Origin of the sequence: Burkholderia sp. THE68 (assembly GCF_009938265.1) — a bacterium.
Classification (GTDB): domain Bacteria; phylum Pseudomonadota; class Gammaproteobacteria; order Burkholderiales; family Burkholderiaceae; genus Caballeronia.
Genome location: NZ_AP022318.1, coordinates 35,412 through 60,478, shown reverse-complemented (window position 1 = coordinate 60,478; position 25,067 = coordinate 35,412). Strand labels below are relative to the sequence as shown.

25 protein-coding genes are annotated in these 25,067 nt (G+C 63.1%); 9 read left to right on the top strand and 16 right to left on the bottom strand.

The window, feature by feature from the left end; all coding sequences use genetic code 11:
- Positions 1-85: 85 nt before the first annotated feature.
- From BTHE68_RS26230 to BTHE68_RS26205, 6 genes are all read right to left on the bottom strand, one after another.
- The gene (locus tag BTHE68_RS26230) at positions 86-349 is read right to left on the bottom strand and encodes a hypothetical protein (protein ID WP_162069247.1); all 264 of its coding nucleotides are present in this window, start codon (positions 347-349) and stop codon (positions 86-88) included.
- Positions 350-449: 100 nt separating this feature from the next.
- Complete coding sequence (locus tag BTHE68_RS26225) at positions 450-1,529, bottom strand: glycosyl hydrolase (RefSeq protein ID WP_232078128.1); 1,080 nt, start codon at positions 1,527-1,529, stop codon at positions 450-452.
- Positions 1,530-1,956: 427 nt separating this feature from the next.
- Positions 1,957-2,934, bottom strand: coding sequence for an alpha/beta fold hydrolase (locus BTHE68_RS26220; protein WP_162069246.1), 978 nt, complete (start codon positions 2,932-2,934; stop codon positions 1,957-1,959).
- A 99-nt stretch (positions 2,935-3,033) separates the two neighbouring features.
- Positions 3,034-4,782, bottom strand: a complete 1,749-nt coding sequence (locus BTHE68_RS26215; protein ID WP_162069245.1) for a tannase/feruloyl esterase family alpha/beta hydrolase — start codon at positions 4,780-4,782, stop codon at positions 3,034-3,036.
- A gap of 103 nt (positions 4,783-4,885) precedes the next feature.
- The gene (locus tag BTHE68_RS26210; protein ID WP_162069700.1) at positions 4,886-6,082 is read right to left on the bottom strand and encodes a porin; all 1,197 of its coding nucleotides are present in this window, start codon (positions 6,080-6,082) and stop codon (positions 4,886-4,888) included.
- Between the two features lie 305 nt (positions 6,083-6,387).
- Positions 6,388-7,335 carry a LysR family transcriptional regulator gene (locus tag BTHE68_RS26205; RefSeq protein WP_162069244.1) on the bottom strand — a complete coding sequence of 316 codons (948 nt, stop codon included), beginning with the start codon at positions 7,333-7,335 and terminating at the stop codon, positions 6,388-6,390.
- A 100-nt stretch (positions 7,336-7,435) separates the two neighbouring features.
- On the opposite strand from BTHE68_RS26205, the gene BTHE68_RS26200 reads away from it, so the two are divergent.
- A complete protein-coding gene (locus tag BTHE68_RS26200) occupies positions 7,436-8,857 on the top strand; it encodes an aldehyde dehydrogenase family protein (protein ID WP_162069243.1) in 1,422 nt (473 codons plus the stop codon).
- 8 nt (positions 8,858-8,865) lie between these two features.
- Here the strand turns inward: BTHE68_RS26200 and BTHE68_RS26195 are convergent, their stop codons facing one another.
- The 6 genes from BTHE68_RS26195 to yghU form a co-directional block, all read right to left on the bottom strand.
- Entirely contained in the window at positions 8,866-9,111 is a 246-nt protein-coding gene (locus BTHE68_RS26195; RefSeq protein WP_162069242.1) for a hypothetical protein, read from the bottom strand.
- 102 nt (positions 9,112-9,213) lie between these two features.
- The gene (locus BTHE68_RS26190) at positions 9,214-10,053 is read right to left on the bottom strand and encodes an MBL fold metallo-hydrolase (protein WP_162069241.1); all 840 of its coding nucleotides are present in this window, start codon (positions 10,051-10,053) and stop codon (positions 9,214-9,216) included.
- Positions 10,054-10,055: 2 nt separating this feature from the next.
- Positions 10,056-11,378: an MFS transporter gene (locus BTHE68_RS26185; protein ID WP_162069240.1), complete on the bottom strand. Its 1,323-nt coding sequence runs from the start codon at positions 11,376-11,378 to the stop codon at positions 10,056-10,058.
- A 20-nt stretch (positions 11,379-11,398) separates the two neighbouring features.
- Positions 11,399-12,415 carry a succinylglutamate desuccinylase/aspartoacylase family protein gene (locus BTHE68_RS26180; RefSeq protein ID WP_162069239.1) on the bottom strand — a complete coding sequence of 339 codons (1,017 nt, stop codon included), beginning with the start codon at positions 12,413-12,415 and terminating at the stop codon, positions 11,399-11,401.
- Positions 12,416-12,512: 97 nt separating this feature from the next.
- Entirely contained in the window at positions 12,513-13,400 is an 888-nt protein-coding gene (locus tag BTHE68_RS26175) for a LysR family transcriptional regulator (protein WP_162069238.1), read from the bottom strand.
- Between the two features lie 24 nt (positions 13,401-13,424).
- A complete protein-coding gene (gene yghU, locus BTHE68_RS26170; protein WP_162069237.1) occupies positions 13,425-14,300 on the bottom strand; it encodes a glutathione-dependent disulfide-bond oxidoreductase in 876 nt (291 codons plus the stop codon).
- A 114-nt stretch (positions 14,301-14,414) separates the two neighbouring features.
- Between yghU and BTHE68_RS26165 the strand changes: the two genes are divergently transcribed.
- Together BTHE68_RS26165 and BTHE68_RS26160 are read left to right on the top strand one after the other, a co-directional pair.
- A complete protein-coding gene (locus BTHE68_RS26165; RefSeq protein ID WP_162069236.1) occupies positions 14,415-15,026 on the top strand; it encodes a TetR/AcrR family transcriptional regulator in 612 nt (203 codons plus the stop codon).
- Between the two features lie 195 nt (positions 15,027-15,221).
- Positions 15,222-15,629 (top strand): VOC family protein, encoded by a 408-nt coding sequence (locus BTHE68_RS26160; protein ID WP_174258121.1) that lies wholly within the window; start codon positions 15,222-15,224, stop codon positions 15,627-15,629.
- 18 nt (positions 15,630-15,647) lie between these two features.
- Here the strand turns inward: BTHE68_RS26160 and BTHE68_RS26155 are convergent, their stop codons facing one another.
- The 3 genes from BTHE68_RS26155 to BTHE68_RS26145 are packed head-to-tail and all read right to left on the bottom strand — an operon-like array spanning position 15,648 to position 17,894.
- Complete coding sequence (locus tag BTHE68_RS26155) at positions 15,648-16,028, bottom strand: TraR/DksA family transcriptional regulator (RefSeq protein ID WP_162069235.1); 381 nt, start codon at positions 16,026-16,028, stop codon at positions 15,648-15,650.
- Between the two features lie 26 nt (positions 16,029-16,054).
- A complete protein-coding gene (locus BTHE68_RS26150) occupies positions 16,055-16,858 on the bottom strand; it encodes a family 1 encapsulin nanocompartment shell protein (RefSeq protein ID WP_162069234.1) in 804 nt (267 codons plus the stop codon).
- Positions 16,851-17,894 (bottom strand): Dyp-type peroxidase, encoded by a 1,044-nt coding sequence (locus tag BTHE68_RS26145; RefSeq protein WP_162069233.1) that lies wholly within the window; start codon positions 17,892-17,894, stop codon positions 16,851-16,853. The genes BTHE68_RS26150 and BTHE68_RS26145 overlap by 8 nt, the downstream gene beginning before the upstream one ends.
- A gap of 190 nt (positions 17,895-18,084) precedes the next feature.
- Between BTHE68_RS26145 and BTHE68_RS26140 the strand changes: the two genes are divergently transcribed.
- A complete protein-coding gene (locus BTHE68_RS26140; RefSeq protein ID WP_162069232.1) occupies positions 18,085-18,804 on the top strand; it encodes a haloacid dehalogenase type II in 720 nt (239 codons plus the stop codon).
- Between the two features lie 67 nt (positions 18,805-18,871).
- On the top strand, positions 18,872-19,360 hold the full coding sequence (locus tag BTHE68_RS26135) for a YaiI/YqxD family protein (RefSeq protein WP_162069231.1): 489 nt from the start codon (positions 18,872-18,874) through the stop codon (positions 19,358-19,360).
- Here the strand turns inward: BTHE68_RS26135 and BTHE68_RS26130 are convergent.
- Entirely contained in the window at positions 19,321-20,118 is a 798-nt protein-coding gene (locus tag BTHE68_RS26130) for an IclR family transcriptional regulator (RefSeq protein WP_162069230.1), read from the bottom strand. The genes BTHE68_RS26135 and BTHE68_RS26130 overlap by 40 nt on opposite strands.
- Positions 20,119-20,291: 173 nt before the next feature.
- On the opposite strand from BTHE68_RS26130, the gene BTHE68_RS26125 reads away from it, so the two are divergent.
- The 4 genes from BTHE68_RS26125 (at position 20,292) to BTHE68_RS26110 (ending at position 25,066) form a co-directional block, all read left to right on the top strand.
- On the top strand, positions 20,292-21,275 hold the full coding sequence (locus BTHE68_RS26125; protein ID WP_232078127.1) for a hydroxymethylglutaryl-CoA lyase: 984 nt from the start codon (positions 20,292-20,294) through the stop codon (positions 21,273-21,275).
- A complete protein-coding gene (locus BTHE68_RS26120) occupies positions 21,272-22,546 on the top strand; it encodes a CaiB/BaiF CoA transferase family protein (RefSeq protein WP_162069228.1) in 1,275 nt (424 codons plus the stop codon). The genes BTHE68_RS26125 and BTHE68_RS26120 overlap by 4 nt, the downstream gene beginning before the upstream one ends.
- A gap of 79 nt (positions 22,547-22,625) precedes the next feature.
- Entirely contained in the window at positions 22,626-23,933 is a 1,308-nt protein-coding gene (locus BTHE68_RS26115; RefSeq protein ID WP_162069227.1) for an MFS transporter, read from the top strand.
- A 2-nt stretch (positions 23,934-23,935) separates the two neighbouring features.
- Positions 23,936-25,066 carry an amidohydrolase family protein gene (locus tag BTHE68_RS26110; RefSeq protein WP_162069226.1) on the top strand — a complete coding sequence of 377 codons (1,131 nt, stop codon included), beginning with the start codon at positions 23,936-23,938 and terminating at the stop codon, positions 25,064-25,066.
- Position 25,067: the final 1 nt, after the last annotated feature.

Below are 25,067 nucleotides of genomic sequence, written 5' to 3'. Positions count from 1 at the left end.
TCCCGCGCTGCGCCGCGATTCGATATGCGGAGCAAAGCGCCAATCCGGCAAGTTATTTCCAGGTATTAATTCACGAGTGCGGTCATCAAACGAACAGGGACACGATGCCGCCGATTGTCACGGCCGCTGCCACCCATTTGCCTGCGGTGTAGAAGCCGTTCGTATCGGTCGCCTGCACTTCGGGACGTTCGAGACCGAGCGCGCCATATGCGAAGGATTTCATCGACGACGGCGCATCGGTCGGCTGTGAGGTGGCGTCGTCGGTCGTGGCGTCGGCAGGGGCAGGCCGGCGCGATTCAGGCGCATCGGCGCTCGTGTAGGCAGTCGTCGTCGCACTGTTGATCTGCATGGCTTCCCTCGTCGTTATCCGGTTCTCGCAAACCGCGATAACGGCGGGTGCGCGCGCCTGCTTTAAAGCGCGCGCCTTTCCGTTTCTTACCGCCGATGCGTCACATCGGGTGGTTCTGCACGAAGTCCTTGTACGCCCAGTAAGCGGCCTTCTTCGTGATGCCGTCGCCCTCGGCGAGGCCGTAGTCGCCTTCGCTGTCGTCGTAGAGCTGGAAGGCCTGGATCGACTGAATGTTGTACTTCGACGCGACGCTCGCGAATTGCGCCATCATCGTGTTGCCCGTCATGTAGCTGGCGATCTGGTTGTACGAGCCGTAGTCCGGACGCACGCCGAACTCGTTGATCCAGATCGGTTTGCCCATGTCGTGCAGCGTCTGGAGCACATCGTGGCAGCCCGTTCCGCCGCATGCGTGGGTGATATCGCCCTGGCTCGAATACCAGTGCCAGGACGTGACGTCCCAGTTCACGGTCGGATGGCCCCAGGTGCCGTCGGGTTGCGAGCCATCGGCGAGCATCTGGAAGAAGGCGGTGTGCAGCCATGTGCCGCCGAGCACGATCTTCGCAGAGCCGTCGACCGACTTCACGCCCGCGATCATGCCGCGAATCACGCCGCGCGCGAGCATGTACGACCAGTTGTCGTACTGATACCAGACGGTGCCGTCGACGTTGCCGTTAAGGGCCTTCGCCTCCAGTTCGTTGCCGACCTCGTAGTACGTGTAGTGATAGCTGTTCGCGGTCTGCTGGCCGAGCCTGTAGCCGGCGTCATAGGCGTCGCTTTCGCTGTCGTAGTTGAGGGTCAGGAGCATCACCGGATACACCATCACGCCGCCGTCCGCCATCGTCTTCGCAATGCCGGCGAGCATGTTCGCCGAGGTCTGGCTGTACACGTCGTTGCGATAGATCGTTGCGCCCAGTTCCTGAAGCTGCGCAAGTTGCGTCTGCGGACTCGTGAAGTCGTATGCGCCGCCATTGGTGTTATGGCCGTTCATGCCGTAGAAGATCGAGCCATTACCGCTCGCTGCTTTTGCAGTGGACTTCGGCAACGCGGCGCTCTTGCCGGTTGCGGCGGTGTCGGCGGCACCGTCACTGTCGCTGCCGCCGCCGCATGCGGCGAGCAGCGCGCTCATCAGGACTGCCGTGGCGATAAGTCCGCCGAGCGAGGAGAAGGATCGATTCTTCATATCAATTAGGATGACGAAAATAATGGCGCGATCTCGCGAAGACGAGAGTAGGCGTTTCCCGGCGGTGGACGAGACGATGCGAACACCAGGCCGCGCGCATGCGCTTCCGATGACTTCGCGAAAGGTCTTTAGTGATCCGAACGACCGGCCGCAGTTGAAAAAAGGCGGCCGGCACGATGAGCGGCTAGCGCTCGATGACGCTAGGTCATCGGTAACATGTGCAGCGAGCGTGTTTCGACGAAGTCAAATTTCTGACTTGAGGGCGATTGCTTCTCACCCGAGGGCAAGTATCCGCCGGGCTTGAATCAGCGAGGAAAGGTTACTTTGTTCTGATGTAGAAGTAAACCGAACAGCAGAAAAAACATCTTGCTTGTGCCGGGATCCGGAACGGTCTGTACTGTTTTAATTCGTTCCGCAGCAACTGCTTCTACGTTGAGGGCGCGGCGCGCCAGGTCTTCGGATCACGTACTGCATCGACCACCTGCCGGATCGCGGCAATGACAAGCTCGGGCTGATCCTGATGAATGTCGTGACCACTCTGTTTCGCGACGACGACTTTCGCGTCGGGCGTCATCGTTCCCAGATCGTTGCGCAGATTGCTCATGATGGCTTCCATTCTGTCGGCCGGCCATCCGGGGAACGGCGCGGCAAACGGAATGCCATGGCCGAGGATGAAGAGCGGCATCGGGCGCATCGGTGCGCGTGCTCTCGCCTCGCGCACCTGACGGGTCGAAGCGTCGTCGGCGAGCGGCGCGGTCCACCACTGTTCCGCTTCGGGATACGCGTCGAGCAACTCCTGATTTTTCACGGTGAGCGCTTCGAATTTTTCCCATTGCGCGGGTGCCAGCGCTTCGTGAAAACGCAGCCAGACGTTCTCGGGCGTCGTGTCGATCAGGACCATGCCGACGACATCGTCGGGATACGTGCTGGCATACAGGCGTGAGATGAGACCTCCCGCCGAGTGACCGACGAGCACATATGGACCGGGTATCTTCGCGGCCGTGAGCAGCGCGTGCAGATCGTTCACCTTGTCGCGCGTCGTGCGCGGCTGATGCACGGGCGTGCTGCGGCTGGGTTCGAACTGCGGACCGTTCGGCTCGAGTTTCGGATCGACCTCGCGCAGTGTGCCGGGCCGGTCATACGCACATACCCGTGTGAAGGCGGCGACGCCCGGCAGCACCATCGTCCGCGCGCCGGCGGGCTGCAGTTTGTCACGGCTCCAGACATCGCCACGGCCGAGCGCGCCCGCTTCGAGAATCACCGTGGGACTTCCATGGCCGCGACATTCGAGATAGAGCGCGCGCCCGCCGATATCGACCGTTCCGGAAAAATCATCGTTCGACGCAGCCGATGCCTGCGTGACAACAGCCAGCACGAACGTCCCGAAGATGCGATGGCGGAACATGACGTCCTCCTTGACAAATCGTCGGACTGAGGCCCGCATCGACCCATGTCGCGACGATTCGATCATGATAGTGCGCAGGAACCGCGCGCGCCCAACGAGTTACGGCGCGGCCACCCCCTGCGTCTTGGGGCTATACGTCGTATAGAACGCCGACCCCGCCCAGGCAGGCGCCGGATCGTTATACAGCGGTGCGCCCTGGCTCCAGTTGGCGCCGTCGTGCCAGTCGCCGTTGCCGCTGAACTTCGCGACAGCCGGATACGGATACACCGGACGCGATGCCGTCACCTTGTTCGTCGTCGCGTCCGTCTGATAGGTCATCACGGCATTCGGCGCCGCGCTCTGTTCGACCCAGCCCGTGATCTGCGAAACCAGATCGATGTTCGGGAAGCCCTCGCCGCCACCGCAATGACCCACGCCCGGCACCAGATACAGCCGCGAGAATTCATTCGCGCTCGCTTCGCCCATGGTGTCCTTCACGGCCTGGTAGTAGCGGATCGTGAAGAGCGGCGAGATGTGCTGATCGGCCCAGCCGTGCCACAGAATCAGCTTGCCGCCCGCGTTCTTGAACGCCGAAAGATCGGGACTCGTCGCATCGTTGAGCGCGTGGTTCGTCTGCAGATAGTTGGGGTAGAAACTCGCGTCGTGATAACCGAAGGTATCGATGTTCGGCATCGTCGGCGAGCCGGTGAAGATCAGGTTGTAGGCGCCTGTCACGATCATGTAGCTGAAGATGCTCGACACGGGCACGGGCGCGTCCGTCGAGTTCGACGTCGGTACTTCGACACCGATCCAGTTCGCCTCCGATCCATACAGCGGCGAGCCGCCCAGCATCAGCATGCCGGTGGCCGCATCGGTCGGGCCGCTGTAGAGCTTCTTCGCCGTATCGACTTCCGCCGCCGTCAGGCAGTTGCTCGTGCTCGACGCGCTGGCCGCGCACTGAATCGTCGCGGGATCGAAATGGCAGGTGCGCGGATCGGCGATGAGGCCATCGGCGACGCCCGCCTGACCGCCGCACGCGGCGACGACCGCCTTGTGCAGCACCTGAGCCTTGTCGGCGTAGAGCACGGCCTTGCCGGCGCTCGTGCCCGTCGTGCTGTTCGATTCGACGTTCCAGCCGTGATACAGCGAGTTCTGAATCTGGAAGTGCGCGGCCGGTGCGCCCGCGACGATGCCGTTGTAATCCGACGGATAACGTTGCGCGGCCATCAGCGCTTCACGTCCGCCATCGGAGCAACCGACGAAGTACGAATACTTCTGCTCCTGACCGTAGTAAGCCTTGATCAGTTTCTTGGCCGCCAGCGTCGTGATGTGCTGGCCGCGATAAGCGAAATCGGCCTGCTTTTGCGGATCGCTCGACCATGTGGCGTCCTGTCCGGAATGGCCCATGTCGGTCGCCGCCGTGACAAAGCCGCCTTGCTGCACGAGCGGGCAGGTATAGCTGAAGCTGAACGAGGTTTGCTTGGTGGGATCGCTCAGGTTGCCGCACAGACCGCCGCAGCCCAGTTCCGCGAAGCGCTGCGTCCAGGAGTCGACCGGCAGCGCGACTTCGAAGGTGTTCGAGGGGGCGAGCGTGCCTTTCACTGTGCAGAAGTTCACGCTCGCGCCATTGACGGTCGCGGCGGTCACCGTGGCCGAACTGATCGTGCTGCCCGCGCCGCCGATATCGGTGATATCCGTCGATGCCAGCTTCGAACAGTCCACGACCGGCTTCACGACAGCCAATGGTGTTTTGGACGTGCTGTCGCTGCTTGTGGCGTCACTGCCGCTGCCGCCGCACGCAGCGACGGCGACGGTCACGATGCAGGCCGCCAAAACGGCAAGCAACCGCCCGGAATCCAGAGCTCTCATGGTTATCTCCCTGACTTCATTTCGATGGCGTACAACTGAGCCTCGCCCGCACATTGCTGCGCGAGCGAAGAAAAGATAATGACTTGGTGATTCGTAATCCGAATCAGAATCGATGAATGATGCCCACGCCCGCCGCGAACATGCTGCGCGATGCCGACGGCGCGCTCTGGAAGCCATCGCCGATGGTCGCGTTGGCCGCCGTCTGACGATTCGACGTTGTGCCCGACGGAACTGCCAGCGTGTTGCCGTTCGCGCGCTGGAACGCTTCGAGCGCGTACAGGCCCGTGCGCTTCGAGAGCGAGTAGTACTGCGAGAGGTTGAACTGGTGGTACGAAGCCGCGTCGTTGATGCCGTTCGCCTTGCTAGCCCACGTGTAGCTGTAGCCCGCCGCGAAGTCCCATGCCGGCGTCGCCTTCCAGTGCAGCACCGTGCCGGCCGTGTTGAACACAGCTTCGTCGGTGAACAGCGAGTTGGTGCCCGGGATGTACTGAACGTTCGTGTACGTGACCGAGATGTCCCACGCGCTGTTGAACTGGTAGCCGCCCGCAACGGCGAAGCGCTGCTGAGCCTGCGCGCGCTGATAACCGGCGGTGACCGCCGACACGCCCGGCTGACCGGCGCCGGTCGTGCTCGTCGTATCGTTGATGGTGGTCGACTGACCGCTGTAGATGCCGCCGCCGTTGGCCGCGTTGTTGATGCGCGAGAACGCCACCGCACCGCCGATCGGGCCTTGCTGATACTGGATCGCCGCCGACCAGGTCGAGCCCTGGTACACGCTGTCGGGCACGCCGGCCAGCGAGTACGAACCGCTCACCGTGAAGCCGTAGAGCTTCGGCGACGTGTAGACGATCGAATTGTTCGCGCGGTAGATCGTGTCGAGGCCGTCCAGATCGCCCGGGTGCGCGCCGAAGTAGCCGGTCAGCCAGTTCGTCGGGCTATACGGCGAGAGCAGCGTGTAGTACGAGGTGTACTGGCGGCCCAAGGTCAGCGTACCGTAGCCCGGGTTCGTCAGACCGACCCATGCCTGGCGGCCGAACATCGCGTTGGTGAACTGCTGGCCGCCGCTGTTGATGTCGAAGCCCGATTCCAGCTGGAAGATCGCCTTGTTGCCGCCGCCGAGATCTTCAGCGCCCTTCAGGCCGAAACGGCTGCCCGCCCAGATGCCCGAGGCCATCTTGACGTTCGAGCGGCCCGGGTTCGTCTTGGCCAGATTGGTCTGGCTGCTTTGATAGACGATCGAATCGTCGACGATACCGTACAGCGTGACGCTGCTTTGCGCGAAGGCCGGAGTCGCGATCATCGCCGCATAGGCAAGCACGCCCGCACTCAATGGCTTCAGTTGACGTTTCACTCTTGAGAACCCCTCATCGTTGTCGTTGGATTGATGACGCGTTTGGCTCGGCGCACCGTGCGCCTTTTGCCCGCGCCTCCGAACGTACGCCGTTCGAACGGCGCAGAAAGAAAGGGTTAACCAGTGGGATCGTCCCGACGGCACGTTGCGACGCAGCCCGCGACGCGCGAGAAAACCTTGCGCGGCGAGACTTCTTCAAACCGTGATCGACGAATTCGACGAGGTAATCGCGATAAACAAAACTGATGGCGGCGTTAAGCCTTTGAATTGACGCGCCCGCGCTTCTTTTTCGGCACCGCGAGCTTTCTATTCGCGTCGGCATGGTCGCGGATCATCTCAGTCAGCGCGCGCAGCCCGGCGGGCACATGTCGCCGCCCCGGGTAATAAAGGCACAGTCCGTCGAGCGGCGGCGTCCAGTCTTCGAGCACGCGCACGAGCGTGCCCGCCGCGAGATCCGCGTCGACGTTCCATTCGGTCAAGTAGGCGAGACCCAGTCCCGCGCGCGCCGCCGCCAGCATCAGGCCCGGTTCGTCGAGTGTCAGCGCACCGTCGCCGTCGATGCGCACCGGTTCTCCGTGCCGCTCGAATTCCCACTGATAGATGGACCCGCTCGGCATGCGGCTGCGGATACAGCGATGCGCCGCGAGGTCCGCGGGCGTGCGCGGCGGCTTGTGCTGCGCGAAGTAGGCCGGACTGCCGACGACAGCGAATCGCTGCCGCTTGCCGAAAGGCACCGCGATCATGTCTTGCGGCACGGTTTCCAGCAGACGAATGCCCGCATCGAAGCCGCCGGTCACGATATCGATCAGCCGGCCTTCGGTGACGATGTCGAGCTTCATGTCGGGATAGCGCTGCAGAAACGCGATGAACACCGGCATCACCTGATGCGCCGCGCCCACCGACGTGTTGATGCGCAACGTGCCCGATGGCGTATCGCGGAAGCTGCCGGCCTGCTCGAGCGCATCGCGGATTGTCGACAGCGCGGGCGCGACGTTCTGCACGAACTGCGCGCCGGCTTCGGACAGCGACACGCTGCGCGTCGTCCGGTTGAAGAGCCGCACGCCGATGCGCGCTTCGAGCGCGGCGATCGCGTGACTGAGCGCGGATGTCGACACGCTCAGTTCGCTCGCCGCCGCGCGGAAGCTGCGATGCCGCGCGACGGCCAGAACGGCTTCGAGTTCGGCGAGCCCGGACGTTTTCATTATGCTAAATCGTTCAAGAGGTCATGCCGGATTGTACGGCTAGTCGAATCAATGCAGACGCCTTATCTTTGCGATCAGGACATCGACTTACGGATCAATCATGCAGATCATCGACCGAATCTATATCGACGGCGCGTTCGTCACGCCGCACGGCAGCGAGCTTTTCGATCTCTTCAATCCGGCTACCGAACAGGTGATCGGCCGCGTGCGCCTGGCCGACGCCGAAGACGCGCGTCATGCCATCGCGGCGGCGAAGCGCGCATTTCCGGCGTTTTCGCGGACGGACCCACGTGAACGCATCGACATGTTGAAGCGCATGCACGCTGCTGTCGTCGCGAAAGAGCATGAGCTTTTCGAGGCGATCGTCGAAGAGTACGGCGCGCCCGTGTCGCGGGCTCGCTGGATGGCGCAACACGCGAGCAATGTGCTGCTGGAAGCGGCCAACGTGCTCGAAGACTATGCGTTCGTGCGTGAAGCGGGTTCGGCGAAAGTCGTGATGCAGCCGCTCGGCGTCGCCGGATTGATCACGCCATGGAACAGCAATGCGGGCTTCATCTGCGGCAAGCTCGCGGCGGCGCTGGCGGCCGGTTGCACGGCCGTCATCAAGCCGAGCGAGATGAGCGCGCTGCAGACGCGCGTCGTCACGGAGGCGCTGCATGAAGCGGGGCTTCCGGCAGGCGTGTTCAATATCGTCACGGGGCGCGGCGAGACGGTCGGCGCGGAGATCAGCGCGCATGCCGATGTCGCGAAGCTGTCGTTCACGGGATCGACGATCGTCGGCAAAGCGATTCTGCGCACCGCCGCCGATACCCTCAAGCGCGTGACGCTGGAACTCGGCGGCAAGTCGCCGATGATCGTGCTCGACGATGCGGACTTCGATAAAGCCGTACCGCTCGCGCTCGATGCGGGCTTCATGAACAGCGGGCAGGCATGCATCGCCGGCACGCGCATTCTGGTGCCGCACGCGCGGCTCGCGGAGTTCGAGCGCAAGATCGCGAGCGCGGTGACGAAGGTTCAGGCGGGCGATCCGCGCGACCCGCGGACGAGCATCGGCCCGATGGTGAGCCGCAAGCAATGGGAACGCGTGCAGCGCTATATCCGCATCGGAATCGACGAAGGTGCGCGTCTGATCGCTGGCGGCGAGGGCCGTCCGGATGAGATCGGCGCGGGCTGGTTCGTGCGTCCCACCGTCTTCAGCGATGTCACGAACGACATGACCATCGCGCGTGAAGAGATCTTCGGGCCGGTGCTGTCGATCATCGCGTATCGCGATACCGAGGATGCAATCGCGATCGCCAACGATACGCCCTACGGCCTGCAGGCCTACATCGCATCATCCGATGCCGCGCGTGCGAATGCGGTGGCATCGCGCATCGAAGCGGGGCGCGTGCTCGTCAACACGCTCGCGCACGAACCGGCCGCGCCGTTCGGCGGCTTCAAGCAATCGGGTATCGGGCGCGAATACGGCACGTTCGGTATCGAGGCGTTTCTCGAACCGAAGGCGCTGCTGGGCGTCGCCTGAAAACGGGTCTACGTGTCGTCCGCGCGTTGCGCGGCTTCGAGCCGATCGAGGAGTTCGACGATCTGTTGCATCTGAGTCGTCAGAAGATTTTCATCGCGCAACAGCTTGTTCAGACGACGCCGCCAGTACGCCGGCGGAAGCGCGGGATGATCGTCACGCACGGATGATTCGATCGCGACACGCAGATGCGCGATGTCGGCGTCGGTGAGGGCGAGTCGTCGGGCGTCCGTGAGCCGGGTTTTTCTGCGGTTCATGCCGCGTTCTTAAGGAATTTATTAAGTCCTTATGGTCACGGAACTTGCAAGCGTCGAATACCCTCCTTTCGGGGGATGAGCAAAGTGGGGATCGGGGCCGCGTCAATCGGATGCGGCGAGCCAGCTCCACGCGAAGCCGTCCATCGTCTTCTCGATTCTGCCTGCGGACGTATGCGGAAAATGCGCGGTGAAGATCGCGGTGGAATGTTCGGCCGCGCGGCTCAGCAACCATTCGCGCGACGCGCGGGCTTCATCCGGTTGCAGGCAGAACACTGAGTTCCATTGCGGCTTGCCGACCTGAACCGGGCTGTGCATGACATCGCCGGAAAATATCGCAATCTCGCCGTTCGATTCCATCTCGATCGCCATGTGGCCCGCGCTATGCCCGAAGGTCGGCAGGAAGCGGACGCCTTCGATGAGCGTCGCGCCTTCGTCGGGAACGGTGCGCGCGAGCTTCGCATCGATCAGCGGCAGCACGCTGTCCTCATAGACCATGCGGCGCGGCTCGCCTGCGGGCGTATCGAAGAACGCGCGCTCGCGCTCGCCGAATACATGCGTTGCATTCGGGAATACGGGCGTCCAGTGTCCGTTCTCCCAATGCGTGTTCCAGCCGACATGATCGACATGCAGATGCGTGAGCAGCACATAATCGACCTCATGACGATCGTAACCTGCGGCGGCGAAACGTTCGAGCACGGGATTGTCGAGCCGGTCGAAGAGCGCGCTGAAGGCTCGCGCCTTGCCGTTGCCGATGCCCGTATCGACGATGAACGTGAGCCCATCGCGTTCGATCACCCACAGATGCGAGCGCAGGCGAATCTCGCCCGCGCTCGCGTTGTCCCAATCGGGATAGAGCCGGTCCGGCGCAAGCCCGAATTCCGTTTCGTCGATGCGTGTAATCGTCATGTCGCCGATGCGGCAACGGAACGTGTCATGGCTCATCGTCAAACCTCCTTGCGTGCGGTCGCTATGCGGCGCGTCGCCAGTGCATAGAGCACGGCGCTTGCGAACGCGGCGCTGCCGCCGACGATCGCGAGCGCATGCGCGCCACCGACATGTTCATTCAGATAGCCTACCGCCAGCGGCCCGACGCCGCCGCTGATCGCGTTGGTCATGAACACGAGCAGTGCGATGGAGCGGCCGCGCATGCGGTTCGGCACGGCGATCTGCAACGGCACGGGCGCGAGCGCCATCGCGATGCTCGCGGCCAGCGCACACACGCCATAGAGAAGGATGGCGAGCGTGCTGTCGGCGACGAGCGGCATCGCGATCGCGGCGGGCACGAGCGCGGCCACGGCGCACGTCGATAGCGCGAGCACCTTCTGCAACGCGCGCTCATCCGTGACGCGCGTCGCGAGCATGCCCGCAGCGGCGACGCCCATCATTCCGCCGATCATGTAGGCAGGCGCGGCCATCTTCCCCACTGCCGACGGCGCGAGATGAAAATGCCGCATCAGAAGCGTTGGAAACCACGCGGCATGCGAGTAGAACAGCGTGATGAGCGCGACATACGCGGCGAAGTACGGCGCGCAGAAGCGATTGCGCACGAACAGTTCGACGAGCACGTCCCGCAGCGAAGGCAACGCATCGCCTGCGAGCGTGGTGTCATCGGCTTCGTGTCTTGCGGGCTCGCGCACCGTGAACGCGACGAGCGCCGCCAGCACGAGACCCGGCAAGCCGACGAGCACGAACACGGCCTGCCACGGCGCGAATCCACGCGATGCGAGCCATGATGCCGCGTCGCCGCCCGTCGCGGACAGCAGCATGCCGCCGCCGAACAGCGCGAGCCCGCCGCCGATATACGGCCCGAGCATGAAGACACTGCTCGCGCGCGTGACTTTGCGCGGCGGAAAGATATCGCTGAAGATGGAAAGCGCCGCGGGGCTCAGCGCCGCTTCGGCGATGGCCGTGCCCGCGCGCGCGGCGAGCAGTTCGGCGAAGCTCGTTGCGAAGCCGCAGAGCGCGGTCGATACCGCCCAGATCGCGACGCATGCCGCAATCAGTCGCACGCGGTTTGCGCGATCCACCAGGCGCGCGACGAACACGCCCGCGGTCGCATAGCACATCGTGAACGAGAAGCCTTGCAGCAAGCCGATCTGGGTATCAGTGATGCCGAGCGTGAGCTTGATCGGCTGCACGAGAATGCTCACGATCTGCCGGTCGAGATACGAGAACGCGAAGCAGACGAAGAACAACCACACGATATACGTCGGATGCCGCACGTCGATGGGCGTGCGCGCGTGCGCGGGCAGGGGATGAGCGCTCATGCATGGCTCCTGTTTGAGTGTCAGTCGAGAGAGGATTCGGCGGCGACGAGCGCGATGCAATCGCCTGCTTCGACGCGCGCGAAGGTGCGCGCGCACATGACGCGGCCGTCGCCACGAAACACAATCTCGCGCGGCGCGCGCCACGGTTCGTGCGGATCGAAAAGACGGCCGGCGAGCTGGCCCGCGCGCACGTCGTCATCGAGTGAGAAGGCCGGTTCGAACACGCCGGCATGCGGGGCATAGACATAGTGTTGCGGGCCTTCGACACGGAAGTAGCGCGTCGCCGGCGCCGGCGCGTCGACGTCATCGCGCAGCACGCCGAGACGCTGCAACACGCGCTCCAGACCGCTTTCGACGATCGCTAGATTGGCCGCATCGCAGCCCGCGTGGCCGCCGAACTCGCCGCACATGAAGAGCGTGCCGTGACGCTCGGCCGCCGCCGCGAAGGTGCGGTCCTCGCCGAGCAGATCCATGATCATGGTGTTGGGCGCGCCGAACGCGCGCACGAGTTCGAGATAGCGCGCACGTTGCGCGGCGTCGCTCTCGGGCGGCGGCGAAGCGAGCAAGGTCGGCGCATGTTCGAACGATGCGCCGCCCGCGTGAAGATCGATCACGACATCCGCGCGCGGCAGCAATGCCGTCTCGATGTAATGCGCGATCATCTCGCTCGGCTTGCCGTGGCGCGCGCCAGGAAAGAGCCGGTTGAGATTGCCGCCGTCGATGGGCGAGGTGCGCGATCCATTGAGAAACGCGGGGAAATTGAGCGCCGGAATCACGATCAGCCGGCCATGTATCGCGAGCGTCGGCATGCGCTGCATCAGTTTCATCAGCGCGACGGGGCCTTCGTATTCGTCGCCGTGATTGCCGCCGGTGAGCAACACAGTGGGGCCATCGCCCGCGTTCAGAACGGCGAGCGGGATCGGAATGTGACCGTAGGCGGAGCGGTCGTGCGACCACGGCAGACGCATTGTGCCGGTCTGAAAGCCGGTGCGTTCGTAGTCGATATCGGTGGCGATGAGCGAGGCGGGCGTGGACATGGGCGGAGTTCGAATCGAGTGAGTTCGACTCCACTATTGCCGACGATAAAACGCCTGGCCAATGCCGTTTTCTGCGGCGGGCGATGCCTTGCGAGCATCACTGTGCAGCGGGTTTCAGCAGATCGATGAAGCGGTGCAGCGCCGCATTGCGGTGCTGCGTGAGAAAGCAGAATTCGAGCGGCAGGCGCACGGACAAATCCGCCACGTCGACGAAACGCACGCGCGCGGGTGGCCGTTCCCGGTTGGCCGCATTGACGAGCGCCGCACCGACGCCCGCCGCGACGAGCGAGAGAATCGCGGTCTCGGTGGAGGCTTCCTGACGGATATCGAGCGTGAGGCCCTGCCGCGCGCATGCGGAGATGAGCCGGTCGTAATACGCGGCATAGACGCGCCGTGGAAACGCGATGAAGGGCAGGCCCGACAGTTCGCGCGCGTGCACGGAACCGTGCTGGCCGACGGGGCTACGTTCGGGGACCGCGAGCACGACGGTCTGCTCCAGCAGCGGCACGCTGTCGAAGCCTTCGGGCAACGCGCCGAAGCGATAACAGAAGCCGCCGTCGAGATGCTCGGCCGCGATGGCGTCGAGTTGCTCCGGCGTATTCATCGGCTGCAGTTCGAGCGCGACGTCGCGCGCCGATTGTTGAAACGCGTTCAGCGCCGACGACACCACGCCGCTCCACGACGCGTTCTCGACGAAGCCGATGCGCAAGCGGCCCTGCACGCCCGACGCAATGCGATGCGCGAGCCGGTTCGCGGCATCGACGCGTGCGAGGATATCGCGCGCTTCGTCGAGATACGCGACGCCTGCGGGCGTCAGCTTCAGACCGCGCGGCGTGCGCTCGAACAGCGCTGCGCCGATGGCCTCTTCGAGGTCCTGAATCTGCCGCGAAATGGCCGGCTGCGTGACATGCAGATGCTCGGAAGCGGCGCGCACGCTGCGCAACTCCGCGACGGCGATGAAGTAACGAAGATGGCGCAGTTCCATGAGACGGCGGCCGCGTTGCGGGCGTTACTTTTCCGTGGCGAGCTTGTCTTGTGTGCGCGTTTCGAAGTCGCTCGCGTCGTGACGTTCGTGCAACTGGCTCGACGGCTCGCCGAAGGTCCGGTTCACCATGCGGCCGCGTTGCACGGCGGGGCGCGCGCGGATCACATCGGCCCAGCGGCATACGTGCTTGTATTCGTGCACGGAAAGAAACTCGGCCGCGTCATACAGCCAGCCGTTCACGAGACCGCCGTACCACGGAAAGATCGCCATGTCGGCAATGGTGTATTCGTCGCCGGCGATATATGCGCTATCCGCGAGACGCTTGTCGAGCACGTCGAGTTGACGCTTCACTTCCATCGCGAAGCGGTCGATCGGATATTCCATCTTGCTCGGCGCGTAAGCATAGAAGTGCCCGAAGCCGCCGCCGAGATACGGCGCGCTGCCCATCTGCCAGAACAGCCACGAGAGACACTCGGCGCGTTTCGCCGGATCGGTCGGCACGAACGCGCCGAACTTTTCCGCGAGATAGAGCAGAATCGCGCCCGATTCGAACACGCGCACGGGCGTGGCGCCGCTGCGATCCAGCAGCGCGGGAATCTTCGAATTCGGATTGACGTCGACGAAGCCGCTGCCGAACTGATCACCCTCGCCGATGCGAATGAGCCATGCGTCGTACTCCGCGCCGCGATGGCCGAGCGCGAGCAATTCCTCGAGCATCACGGTGACCTTCACGCCGTTGGGCGTGGCGAGCGAATACAGTTGCAGCGGATGCCGACCGACCGGCAGCGCTTTCTCATGCGTCGGCCCGGAGATCGGTCGATTGATACTGGCGAAACGACCGCCGCTTTCCTTGTTCCAGGTCCACACGGTGGGCGGCACGTATTCGGTCGATGCGCTCATGCTTCCTGCTCCTCAATGCGAATTCGATAGGTTCGCCGAGGTTATCAGGTCGACAGCAAACGTGCTCAAACGAGCTTTGTACAATCGGGCATGGCATTTCACGAGAGGAGTCGAATGAGCCAACGTCCATCGCGCAAAACCTTTCGGCCTCGAAAGACGCCGGCGCAGTCGCGCTCCGAAGCGACCGTTTCGTCCATCGTCGAGGCGGCGGCGCAGGTGCTCGAAAGCGAGGGCTTTGAAGGGTTCAATACGAATGCGGTCGCGCGTCGCGCGGGCGTCAGTATCGGCTCGCTCTATCAATATTTTCCGGGCAAGGATGCGCTGACCGTCGCGTTGATTCATCGAGAAAGCACGCGGTTTTATGAGGATGCCTCGATTGCGTTGACGAAGCGCAGCGGCAAGGCCGCGCTCGAATATCTGATCGGCGCCGCCGTGCGCCAGCAATTGCAACGTCCGATGCTCGCGCGCTTGCTCGATATCGCCGAAGGGCGTCCGGCATTGCGCGACGAAACCGCGAAAGGAGAGATGGCGGAGCTGGTCGGAACGATCGTCGGGCGTGCCGCGCCGCGGCATCCGGGCCCCGACGTCGCGGCGCACGATCTGCTCGCGATCGTCAAGGGAATGGTCGATGCCGCGGGCGAACGCGGTGAGCGCGATCTCGACGACCTCGAACGTCGCGTGCGGGCGGCTGTTTTCGGTTATCTGGCGCGAAGCGGCGGCGTATGAAAGCGTGCAAATGCGAGTAATCGATTCGCACGCGGCGGCATCGGATGCATGAAAGCGCGCCTTGCAGCGGGCTTCGGGCACTTGCCGCAAGCCTTCGCAATGCGAGTAGTCGAATGTGAGCTTTTACTTATATTCTGAAGTCCTCAGGCGGCGACGGCATGGGGCTGCCGCCACTCGACTCATGAGAGACCGACGATGACACTTTCGACTCAGAGCATGAAGCTCAATCACCTCAGCTTTCCTTCCGCCGATACACCCGCGACAGCGCGCTTCTTCGAGCGCTATCTGGGCTTCGCGATATCGGGAACATGGGAGAGGTCGTACATCCTGAAGCGTCCGGGCTTCGATGTCGTCATCGATCACGCACGCGACGATATACCCGACTGGCCGCGCGCGTTTCACGTCGGCTTCGAATTGCCGAGCCTCGATGACGTGCGCGACCTCTATGAGCGTTTCAAATCGGAAGGTGTGGAGATGGAGACGGGCATCTTCAACAACGGGCGCGGCTCACGCTTCTTCTGCCGCGCGCCGGGCGGCGTGATGTTCGAAATGAACACGCGATCCGACGCGGCGCCCGAATATCAGGGCACCTTCGACGATTGATGCGCGCGATGCGCAACGTCAGTGGCCCGCTTCGCGCCGGCCTTGTTCTTCGACCGTAAAGAGAGCTTCCGGCATCGCTTCGAGGCGCGCTTTCGGAATGGGCACGCCGCTTTCGTCGGATAACCCGTAGGTGCCTTCCGCGATCTTTTGCAACGCACGCTCGATGTCGCCGATGCGCTGATCGTTCACGTTGCGCAATGCCTGATTCGTGATGTCCTGTTCCATGCGTTGCGCATCGTCCTCATACTCTTCGGCTTCAGAACCGCGTTCTTCCTGGAGACGACGTTCGCCTGCGATGGTGCTTTCCTCTGTACCGAGCAATTCGCGCTTCATCGCAAGAAGACGCTTCTGCTGCTGCTCGATGAATTCGTCGCTCAGGCCGCTTTGTTGATTCGACATGATCATGCTCCGCAAATCTTATGCGGCTATTCGCCAGCCGCGATGGAAACAGACGCTTCGCTCGTCAGCATCAGGAACGTGAGCGTTTCGCGCAGATAAAGCTGCACGGTCGTATCGGTATGGCTCGTGTAGCCGATCGATACGTCCTGTCCGATATGCAACTCGTAATCGCCGCCGCGCGTGGACAGCACGCAGCCGCCTTGCAACGCGGGCGCCCATACGAGATCGCCGCTCACGATGCGCTTGATGTGCTCGATGACCGGATAGCCCTGATCGCTCGCTTCGGCGAGCACGGTATAGGCATCCGCGCCGAGCAGCACGGAGTAGGGTCCTTCAACGCCGGCAAGACGCAGCTTTTCGAGCGCCTGGCTGATGGCGGTGGGGTAATCGGCGACATCCGCGGGCAGAAAGGTCGGCGCATTCGAACTGCCGTCGCGAATACCGACGATGCCGGCGGCCGCGAAGCCATCGAAGATGGCGCTGTCTTCCGCGAGCGCGAGTTCGTTCGCGGCGGTCTTGGCGGGCTGCCAGTCGGCGTCGTTCGAGCCGCGCTCCACGCTGTCGATGGCTTCGCGCTGCAGCGTGAACGGCACGGTGAGTTGAACGAGCTGCTTCACGTCGTACAGCTTCGCCGAGACGCCTTTGTTCGGCGATGCGATGTTCGTCTGATGTCCCGTGCCGATGCCCGACAGCGCCACGCCGCCTGGACTCTTCACGTCGACGACGCGACGGCCCGCGAGCGCGCGCTTGAACGTGCGGGCGACTTCAGCTTCGATCTGCGACCATGCCGCGCTCGAAACCGGCGCGAGTTCCCGATGCAGGTTATTCATCTTGTGACGTTCCTTTGAGAGAGCCAATATTCAATGTTCCCGCGCGGCTATCTTCTTGCTGGCTTTCGCCGGCGGAGGATGGCGCGGCGTCCGGATTGCGGTCGGGCAGCGCGTCGAGCAGTTCGGCGGAGGGCACGAAAAAGAGGCCGCCCGTCACCACGCGGCTATAGTCGAGCAGGCGGTCGTAGTTGCCCGGCGGCCGCCCAACGAACATGTTTTCGAGCATCTGTTCGATCGGCCGGGGCGTGCGCGCATAGCCGATGAAATACGTGCCGAACTCCTTCGCGCCCGGACGGCCGAAGGCCATGTTGTGCCGCAGGATCTTCACTTCCTCGCCGTTCTCCTCGATCGTCGTGAGCGAGCTATGCGAGCACGAAGGTTTGATCGAATCGTCGAGTTCCACATCGGATAGCTTTTCACGTCCGATGATCAATTCCTGCTGCTCGACGGTCAGCCCGTTCCACGCATCGAGGTTATGCAGATACTTCTGCACGATCACATAGCTGCCGCCGGCGAAATCGGGATCTTCATCCTCGATGAGCGTGTACTTCGCCATGCTCTTGCCGGTCGGATTCTCGGTGCCGTCGACGAAGCCGACCATGTCGCGCAGATCGAAGTAGCGAAAGCCATGCACTTCGTCGACGACCGTGACGGCATCGCCGAGCTTATCGAATATCTGCGACGCGAGTTCGAAGCACAGATCCATGTGATCCGCGCGGATATGCAGGAGGATATCGCCGGGTGTCGCGATCGCGCGGCGCTCGCCCGAGCCAAATTCGCGGAACGGATGCAGCGACGCCGGACGCGGCGCGCCGAACAGATGGTCCCACGCGTCGGCGCCGAAGCCGCATACGCAGGACAGGTTCGCGGACGGTGCGCGCGTGCCGACCGCGCGGACCAGCGCCGCGATATCGCCGCACCATGAGCGCACGACGTCGGCTTTGCCTTCGGCGCGCGACACCGTGGCGACGAGAAAGATCGCGCTTCGGGAAATCGGATTACAGACGGCTTGTGGTTCGGGTAGGGTATCGGGCATCTGAAGAGTTCGATTGCGTGAGTTCACGATGAGGCGACAAGGCAACGCGAAGATTCATAAGACTATATGCTGGCGCATTCACGCGCATTAAGCAAAAGCAGTGGACCGACGATACACCAACTCCATGTAACGAATAATCCGGAACGCACGGTTTTGTAACATGGCATCTGATCGACTGACAGGAGCGAATGTGAAACTGACCGACTTTGACACGCTGACCTTCGACTGCTACGGCACGCTGATCGATTGGGAAACGGGTATTTTCGAAGGGCTGCGCGCGCTGCTTGATCGCGTCGAACCTGCGCTGACACGCGATCAGGTGCTGGAGGCGCATGCGCGTCACGAGTCGTCGCAACAGCGATACACGCCGGGCAAGAGGTATCAGGAGTTGCTGGCTATCGTCTATAAACGGCTGGCCGAGGAATGGCGCGTGTCGTACACGCACGAGGAATGCCTTGCATATGGCCGGTCCATTCGCGACTGGCCTGCGTTCGCGGATTCGGCGGACGCGCTGCGATATCTGAAGCAGCATTACAAGCTGGTGATTCTGTCGAATGTCGACAACGAGAGCTTCACGCATAGCAATGCGAAGCTGAAAGTGGAATTCGATGCGATCTTCACGGCGGAAGATATCGGTTCCTACAAGCCCTCGCCGCGCAATTTCGAATACATGCTGGAGAAGCTGGGCGAGCGCGGCATCCGCAAGGAGACGATCCTGCACACTGCCGAAAGTCTCTTTCACGATCACAAGCCCGCCAATGGATTCGGGCTTGCGTCGTGCTGGATTTATCGCCGTCATTCGCAGCCGGGCTTCGGCGCGACGATGGACCCCGGTGCGCAGCCGAACATCGATTTCCGCTTCGACAACATGGCGGATCTGGTGAAGGCGCACGAGGCGGCGGTGCTTTGATGAGGTTCGCGCCGGAGTCAGACAAGCAGTAACATCGTTGATCTCTCTCTTTATCGGAAATGCTTCGATGCAAGTGCTAGTCGATGCGGACGCCTGTCCGTTTGCCGTCAAGGAGATTCTCTTTCGGGCCGCGCGGCGCGTCGAAGTGTGCGTCACGCTGGTCGCGAATCAATACCTGCGCACGCCGCCTTCGCGCTTCATCAAGGCGCTACAGGTGCCAGCGGGCTTCGATGCCGCCGATGACCGCATCGTCGAACTGGTCGAAAGCGGCGATCTCGTGATTACGGCGGACATTCCGCTTGCCGCCGCCGCGCTCGAAAAAGGCGCTCATGTGCTCGATCCGCGCGGCAACTGGTTCAATCGCGAGAATATCCAGGAACGTCTCACGATGCGCGACGTGATGGATCAGCTGCGCGGCTCGGGCGTGGAGACAGGCGGTCCCGCGCCTTACTCCGCGAACGATAGCAAAACGTTCGCCGGACAACTGGACCGCTTTCTCGCGCGGCATCGTGCGGCTCAAGGCTCGTCACCGTCCGCGCCGTCGGAATCTTCCTGAGCCAGCCTTGCAATGCTCGCATCGTAGCGCGCGCCCTTGCCGCCGAGTGCGATGGTGGCGCGCTTCGCGCTGTCGAGCAGACTTGCCAGCGCGACCCTGATGGTCGCGGGCGCATCGAAGCGGCCTTTGGGCCCCGACAAGGTCAGCGCACCCATCAGCGCTCCCGTCGAATCGAAGACGGGTACCGAAGTCGATGCCGTTTCGGGATCGCGCTCACCGTATGAGACTGCCCAGAGCTGCTCGCGCACCTCATCCCAGCGTGGGTCCTGCGTTTCGGTGAAGGCGAGCAGGACTTTGCCTGACGCGCCCTTGTCGATCGCGAACTCCTCTCCGACCCTGATCGACACCCGCACGCTTCGCGACGGTTCGACGCGATACAGCACGAGGCGCTGATCGCCCTGCCGCACATAGAAGGACGCGGTTTCGCCGAGATCGCGGCTCAACTGCTGAAGCAACGGTTCGATCGCAGGGCCGACCTGGAAGGATCGCTGATACAGCGTGGCAAGGCGCAATGGCTGGTGACCGATCGCGTATTGCCCGTCGCTCAGCTTGCGTATATATCCGCCGTGCTCCAGCGCGCCGAGCAGGCGCAAGACCGTGCTCTTGTAAAGACCGGTCCGCCGTGAAAGCTCGGTGAGCGTCAGGCGGTCGTCGGTCGGTCCGAACGCGTTGAGAATGGCGAACGCTCGATCGAGGACGGCAACGCCGCTCGAACTGTCGGTCGTGGATTCGGGTGTCGCATCTGCGTGTACAGCCACGGCGTCGTTCCTTGTCAGCGAAACATGCCGTCACTCTACGGTTTCATCAGGCAGAACTCAAGTTCTAAAAAACACAATTTCAGGGGTTTACCCGTCTTAACGACCTTATGTCACGCGCCTATAGTTCTTTTCAACAGAACACAGGTCTATCAGATAGAACTTTGGAGGTGATCTTGAGTCATTCGGAACGAACCATCCTGATCAGCGAAGTCGGACCGCGCGACGGTCTTCAGAGCATCAGGCGCGTCATGCCGACGGCGGCGAAACTGCGATGGATTTCAGCGCTGGCCGCAGCGGGCCTGAAGGAAGTGGAGGTGGGCTCGTTCGTGCCGCCGGCGTTGCTGCCGCAGATGGCGGACGTCCGCGAGGTCGTGCGACACGCGCTCTCGATTCCAGGCCTGCATGTGGCCGTTCTGACGCCCAATCTGCGCGGCGCCCGCAGCGCATTCGAAGCAGGCGTGCACAAGATCACGCTGCCCGTCTCGGTCACCGATGAACATTCGATGGCCAACATCCGCAAGACGACTGCGCAGATGATCGACGAGGTTCGCAACATCGTCGCCCTGCGCGATGAGCAGTTTCGCGGCGTGCAGATCGAGGCGGGCGTGTCGGTTGCGTTCGGCTGCACGATCGCCGGCACGGTGCCCGACGACCAGACGATGCGAATCTGCCTGGCTATGGCCGAGTGCGGCGTGGACGAGATCGGTCTTTCCGATACCAGCGGATACGCCAATCCCGTTCAGGTCCGGCGCATGTTCCGCCGGCTGCAAGCCGAAGTCGGCAGCAAGGCCGGTGGGGCGCACTTTCACAATACGCGCGGGCAGGGACTGGCGAACGTCGTCGCGGCGCTCGATGCGGGCGTCACCACGATCGATTCGAGTCAGGCGGGTCTCGGCGGCTGTCCGTATGCGCCGGGTGCGACCGGCAACATCGTCACCGAAGACCTCGCTTTCCTGCTCGAGGCAATGGGCTACGACACCGGCGTGGACATCGACAGACTCATTGCCGCGCGCGCGATTCTCACCGAAGCGCTGCCGGGCGACGCGCTCTATGGTCATGTGCAGGACGCGGGACTGCCCAAGGGATTCGCCTACGCAGACGGGCGCGCACCGAGCGCGCCGCAACCGGAAGGATGTCTGCTGGGAGCCGCGCAATGAGCGAAGCACAAGTGAACTCGTCTTTGCCGTACGGTGGCGTGCGCGTCGTCGAGATGACGCATATGGTCATGGGCCCGACATGCGGCATGGTGCTCGCGGATCTCGGCGCGGAGGTGATCAAGATCGAACCGATCGCCGGCGACAGCACGCGCGCGCTGCGAGGGTCCGGCGCGGGCTTCTTCAGCACGTTCAACCGCAACAAGAAGAGCATCGCGGTGGATGTGAAGGATCCACGCGGGATCGAGATCGTCCATAAGCTGCTCGCGGGCGCCGATGTCTTCAGCGAGAATTTCAAGAGCGGCACGATGAACAGGCTCGGCCTCGGTTACGCCGCGTTGTCGACGCTCAATCCGCGCCTGATCTATGTGTCGCACAAGGGCTTCCTGCCCGGTCCCTACGATCACCGCACGGCGCTCGATGAAGTCGTGCAGATGATGGGCGGTCTCGCGTACATGACGGGACCGGAAGGCCGTCCGCTGCGCGCGGGGACGAGCGTCAACGACATCATGGGCGGGATGTTCGGCGCGATCGGCGCGATGGCCGCGCTCGCTCAACGCGAGCGCACTGGCCGGGGCCAGGAAGTGCAGAGCGCGCTGTTCGAAAACAACGTCTTTCTCGTGGCTCAGCACATGATGCAGTTTGCCGTGACCGGCAACGCCGCAGCGCCGATGCCGAGCCGCATTTCAGCGTGGGCCGTCTACGACGTGTTCTCGGTGAAGAACGGCGAGCAGATCTTTCTGGCGGTCGTATCGGACACGCAGTGGGCGCTGTTCTGCGATGCATTCGGCCTGAGCGCGCTCAAGTCCGACGAGCGGATCGCGACCAATAACCAGCGTGTGCAGGCCCGCGAGTGGTTGTTGCCCGAGCTTCGCAGGCACATGGAGGCGTTCACCGCCGCCGAGATCAGCGCCATCTTCGAACGCTGCGGCTTGCCGTATGCGCCCATCACGAAGCCTCAGGATCTCTTCGACGATCCTCATCTGCTCGCAACCGGCGGCCTCGCCGACGTGACCTTGCCGCCCGACGCGAGCGGCGCCGGTCAGCCGGTCGCCACCAAGACGGCGTTGCTGCCCTTGACGCTCGATGGCGAGCGCCTGCGCTTGCGTGCAGCGCCACCGTCGCTCGGACAGGACACGCAGGCGCTGCTGCTGCAACTCGGATATACGGCGGAAGACCTCAGGCAACTGACCGAGGCTGGCGTCGTGAAATGTCGGGACCGTCAGCCGGGCGATACATCGAATCCGTCGGCAAACGAACTCGCCAGCGCCTGAAATCAACGCACATAAAGAATCACTGCGCCGCGCGGACCGGCAGGGCTTCGCTCGGCCAGTGATTCGTCCGGAGACAACCATGACATCCATTTCCTCGAACATGACGGCCGATAGTCCCGTCGACGCCACGCTCGAACAGCAGGCGGTAAGGAAGGCCGCGTGGCGCTTCATACCGCTGCTCGCGCTCGCGTATTTCTTCAACTATCTGGATCGCACCAGCGTGGGCTTTGCCGCGCTGACGATGAATCGCGATCTCGGCCTGACAGCGACGCAGTTCGGCTGGGGCGCGGGCATCATGTTCGCGGGTTACTGCATTTGCGAGGTGCCGAGCAATCTCGCCTTGTATCGGTTCGGCGCGCGACGCTGGCTTGCCCGCATCATGATCACGTGGGGCTTCTTCGCGGCGGCGACGGCGCTCGCCGTGGGGCCGACGAGCTTCTATGCGATCCGGCTGCTGCTGGGCATCGGCGAAGCGGGCTTTTTTCCGGGCGTGATCTTCTTTCTCGCGGTCTGGTTTCCGGCGAGCTATCGCACGCGCGTGCTCGCGTGGTTCACCGTTTCCACGCCGCTTTCGTCGCTCATCGGTGGTCCGCTTTCCACCTGGCTTCTCAAGATGGATGGCGTGCTGGGTCTGGCGGGCTGGAAATGGATGTTCATCGTCGAAGGCCTGCCCGCATGTCTGCTGGGCTTCCTCGTGTTGAAGATGCTGGCGGACAAACCCGCCGATGCGAAGTGGCTCTCGTCGGCCGAACGCCAGGCTCTTCAGCGCGCCTTCGACCGCGAAGGCTCGGCGAGCCAGAAGAAAAAGCACTTTGGCGCCGCGTTGAAGGACGTGCGAATGTACCTCCTCGCGATGATCTCCTTCGGCTTCACGATGGGCTCATACGGTATCGGCATCTGGTTGCCGCAGATGCTCAAGGCGCACGGCATGAGCGTGACGCAAACCGGCTGGGTGTCCGCAGTGCCTTATTTCTTCGCGACGATCGCGCTGCTCTGGTGGGCCAGGCGTGTGGATCGGCGCGGCGGACACATCGCGAATCTGGCGGCGGGTCTTTTGATCGGCGCCGTGGCGCTCGGCGTATCGACTTACTTTCAGCAACTGGTCCCGGCGATGACCGGCATCACGCTGGCGCTCATCGGCACCATCGCGGGCCGCACGATCTTCTATACGTTGCCGGCGAGGTTTCTCTCGGGGCAAGCCGCCGCCGGCGGGCTGGCGCTCATCAACTCCATCGGCGCGCTGGGCGGCTTTGCCGGGCCGTATCTCGTAGGCTATCTCAAGGACAGCTTCGGCACCTTTACAGCGGGCATGATCGGCCTGTCCGTCGTGCTGGCGATCACGACCTTGCTGACGCTTTCGCTGTTCGCGTTCAACCAGGGGGAATGAAGATGAAGACGCCTCATTCGTCCCGGCGACGCCAGCTTCTCCGCGCGGCAGCGGCATCCATCGTCATTCCGGCCATCGCTTCGCGACGGGCGTGGGCAAAAGAGGAAACACGCACCATGAGCACGACCAGCAACTATCTGCCCGTTCGCGCGCAATGGCTCGCGTCCGGCACCGAAGCCGCGCTCGAACCGGATATGCCGATCATCGATGCGCATCATCATTTTTATGAGCGCGCGGGCTGGACCTATCTGCTCGACGAGTACCTTCAGGATGCGCGTTCAGGTCACAACATCACCGCGTCGGTGTACATGCAGGCGTTGACGCGTTATAGAGCGTCCGGCCCGGAGCAGTTGCGACCGGCGGGCGAAATCGAGTACGTGGCCGGCGTGACGGCTCCGTTGCAACAGAGCGGGCCTCAGGTCGCGAAGGGGATCGTCGGATTTGCGGATCTTCGTCGCGGTGCGGCCGTTCGCGACGTGCTGGAGGCCGAGCTTCAGGCCGGCGATGGACGCTTGCGCGGCGTACGGCATCTCGTGACGTGGGACGCGGACACTTCGCTCGTGAATCCTCTGTCGGCCGCGCCGCGTGGGCTGTTGCTCGATCCCACCTATCGCGCGGGCGTGGCGCAACTCGGAGCGTTGGGCCTGTCTTACGATGCGTGGCTGTTCTTTCCGCAACTGCCCGAGCTATTCGATCTCGCCAGGGCATTTCCGGATACGCCGGTCATCGTCAATCACTGCGGTGGCGTCGTACGCATTGCGAGCTATACGGATCAACGCAAGGAAGTATTCGATACATGGTCACGCTCCATGCGTGAACTCGCGCAGTTGCCCAACGTTCATGTGAAGATCGGTGGCCTCGGGATGCGCATCAACGGCTTCGACTTCGATAAGGGCGAGCGGCCGCCATCATCGACCCAACTCGCGGATGCGTGGAAGCCCTGGATGCACACCTGCATCGAGGCTTTCGGCGCGGACCGCTGCATGTTCGAGAGCAATTTCCCCGTGGATAAAGGCTCGTATCCGTTCAGTAATGGCTGGAACGCGTTCAAGCGCCTGACCGCTCAGGCCAGTGACGGTGAGCGGGAGGCGCTATTCAGAGGAACAGTGGCGAAGGTGTACCGGCTGGCTTGAC

Excerpts from the sequence above, each read along its gene's own strand:
- BTHE68_RS26195 (WP_162069242.1), bottom strand. The coding sequence starts at position 9,111 with ATGAACCGCAGAAAAACCCGGCTCACGGACGCCCGACGACTCGCCCTC.
- BTHE68_RS26185 (WP_162069240.1), bottom strand. The coding sequence starts at position 11,378 with ATGAGCGCTCATCCCCTGCCCGCGCACGCGCGCACGCCCATCGACGTG.
- BTHE68_RS26180 (WP_162069239.1), bottom strand. The coding sequence starts at position 12,415 with ATGTCCACGCCCGCCTCGCTCATCGCCACCGATATCGACTACGAACGC.
- BTHE68_RS26160 (WP_174258121.1), top strand. The coding sequence starts at position 15,222 with ATGACACTTTCGACTCAGAGCATGAAGCTCAATCACCTCAGCTTTCCT.
- yghU (WP_162069237.1), bottom strand. The coding sequence starts at position 14,300 with ATGAGCGCATCGACCGAATACGTGCCGCCCACCGTGTGGACCTGGAAC.
- BTHE68_RS26145 (WP_162069233.1), bottom strand. The coding sequence starts at position 17,894 with ATGCCCGATACCCTACCCGAACCACAAGCCGTCTGTAATCCGATTTCC.
- BTHE68_RS26175 (WP_162069238.1), bottom strand. The coding sequence starts at position 13,400 with ATGGAACTGCGCCATCTTCGTTACTTCATCGCCGTCGCGGAGTTGCGC.
- BTHE68_RS26155 (WP_162069235.1), bottom strand. The coding sequence starts at position 16,028 with ATGTCGAATCAACAAAGCGGCCTGAGCGACGAATTCATCGAGCAGCAG.
- BTHE68_RS26110 (WP_162069226.1), top strand. The coding sequence starts at position 23,936 with ATGAAGACGCCTCATTCGTCCCGGCGACGCCAGCTTCTCCGCGCGGCA.
- BTHE68_RS26115 (WP_162069227.1), top strand. The coding sequence starts at position 22,626 with ATGACATCCATTTCCTCGAACATGACGGCCGATAGTCCCGTCGACGCC.
- BTHE68_RS26200 (WP_162069243.1), top strand. The coding sequence starts at position 7,436 with ATGCAGATCATCGACCGAATCTATATCGACGGCGCGTTCGTCACGCCG.
- BTHE68_RS26230 (WP_162069247.1), bottom strand. The coding sequence starts at position 349 with ATGCAGATCAACAGTGCGACGACGACTGCCTACACGAGCGCCGATGCG.
- BTHE68_RS26210 (WP_162069700.1), bottom strand. The coding sequence starts at position 6,082 with ATGATCGCGACTCCGGCCTTCGCGCAAAGCAGCGTCACGCTGTACGGT.
- BTHE68_RS26135 (WP_162069231.1), top strand. The coding sequence starts at position 18,872 with ATGCAAGTGCTAGTCGATGCGGACGCCTGTCCGTTTGCCGTCAAGGAG.
- BTHE68_RS26165 (WP_162069236.1), top strand. The coding sequence starts at position 14,415 with ATGAGCCAACGTCCATCGCGCAAAACCTTTCGGCCTCGAAAGACGCCG.
- BTHE68_RS26205 (WP_162069244.1), bottom strand. The coding sequence starts at position 7,335 with ATGAAAACGTCCGGGCTCGCCGAACTCGAAGCCGTTCTGGCCGTCGCG.
- BTHE68_RS26150 (WP_162069234.1), bottom strand. The coding sequence starts at position 16,858 with ATGAATAACCTGCATCGGGAACTCGCGCCGGTTTCGAGCGCGGCATGG.
- BTHE68_RS26215 (WP_162069245.1), bottom strand. The coding sequence starts at position 4,782 with ATGAGAGCTCTGGATTCCGGGCGGTTGCTTGCCGTTTTGGCGGCCTGC.
- BTHE68_RS26190 (WP_162069241.1), bottom strand. The coding sequence starts at position 10,053 with ATGAGCCATGACACGTTCCGTTGCCGCATCGGCGACATGACGATTACA.
- BTHE68_RS26225 (WP_232078128.1), bottom strand. The coding sequence starts at position 1,529 with ATGAAGAATCGATCCTTCTCCTCGCTCGGCGGACTTATCGCCACGGCA.
- BTHE68_RS26220 (WP_162069246.1), bottom strand. The coding sequence starts at position 2,934 with ATGTTCCGCCATCGCATCTTCGGGACGTTCGTGCTGGCTGTTGTCACG.
- BTHE68_RS26120 (WP_162069228.1), top strand. The coding sequence starts at position 21,272 with ATGAGCGAAGCACAAGTGAACTCGTCTTTGCCGTACGGTGGCGTGCGC.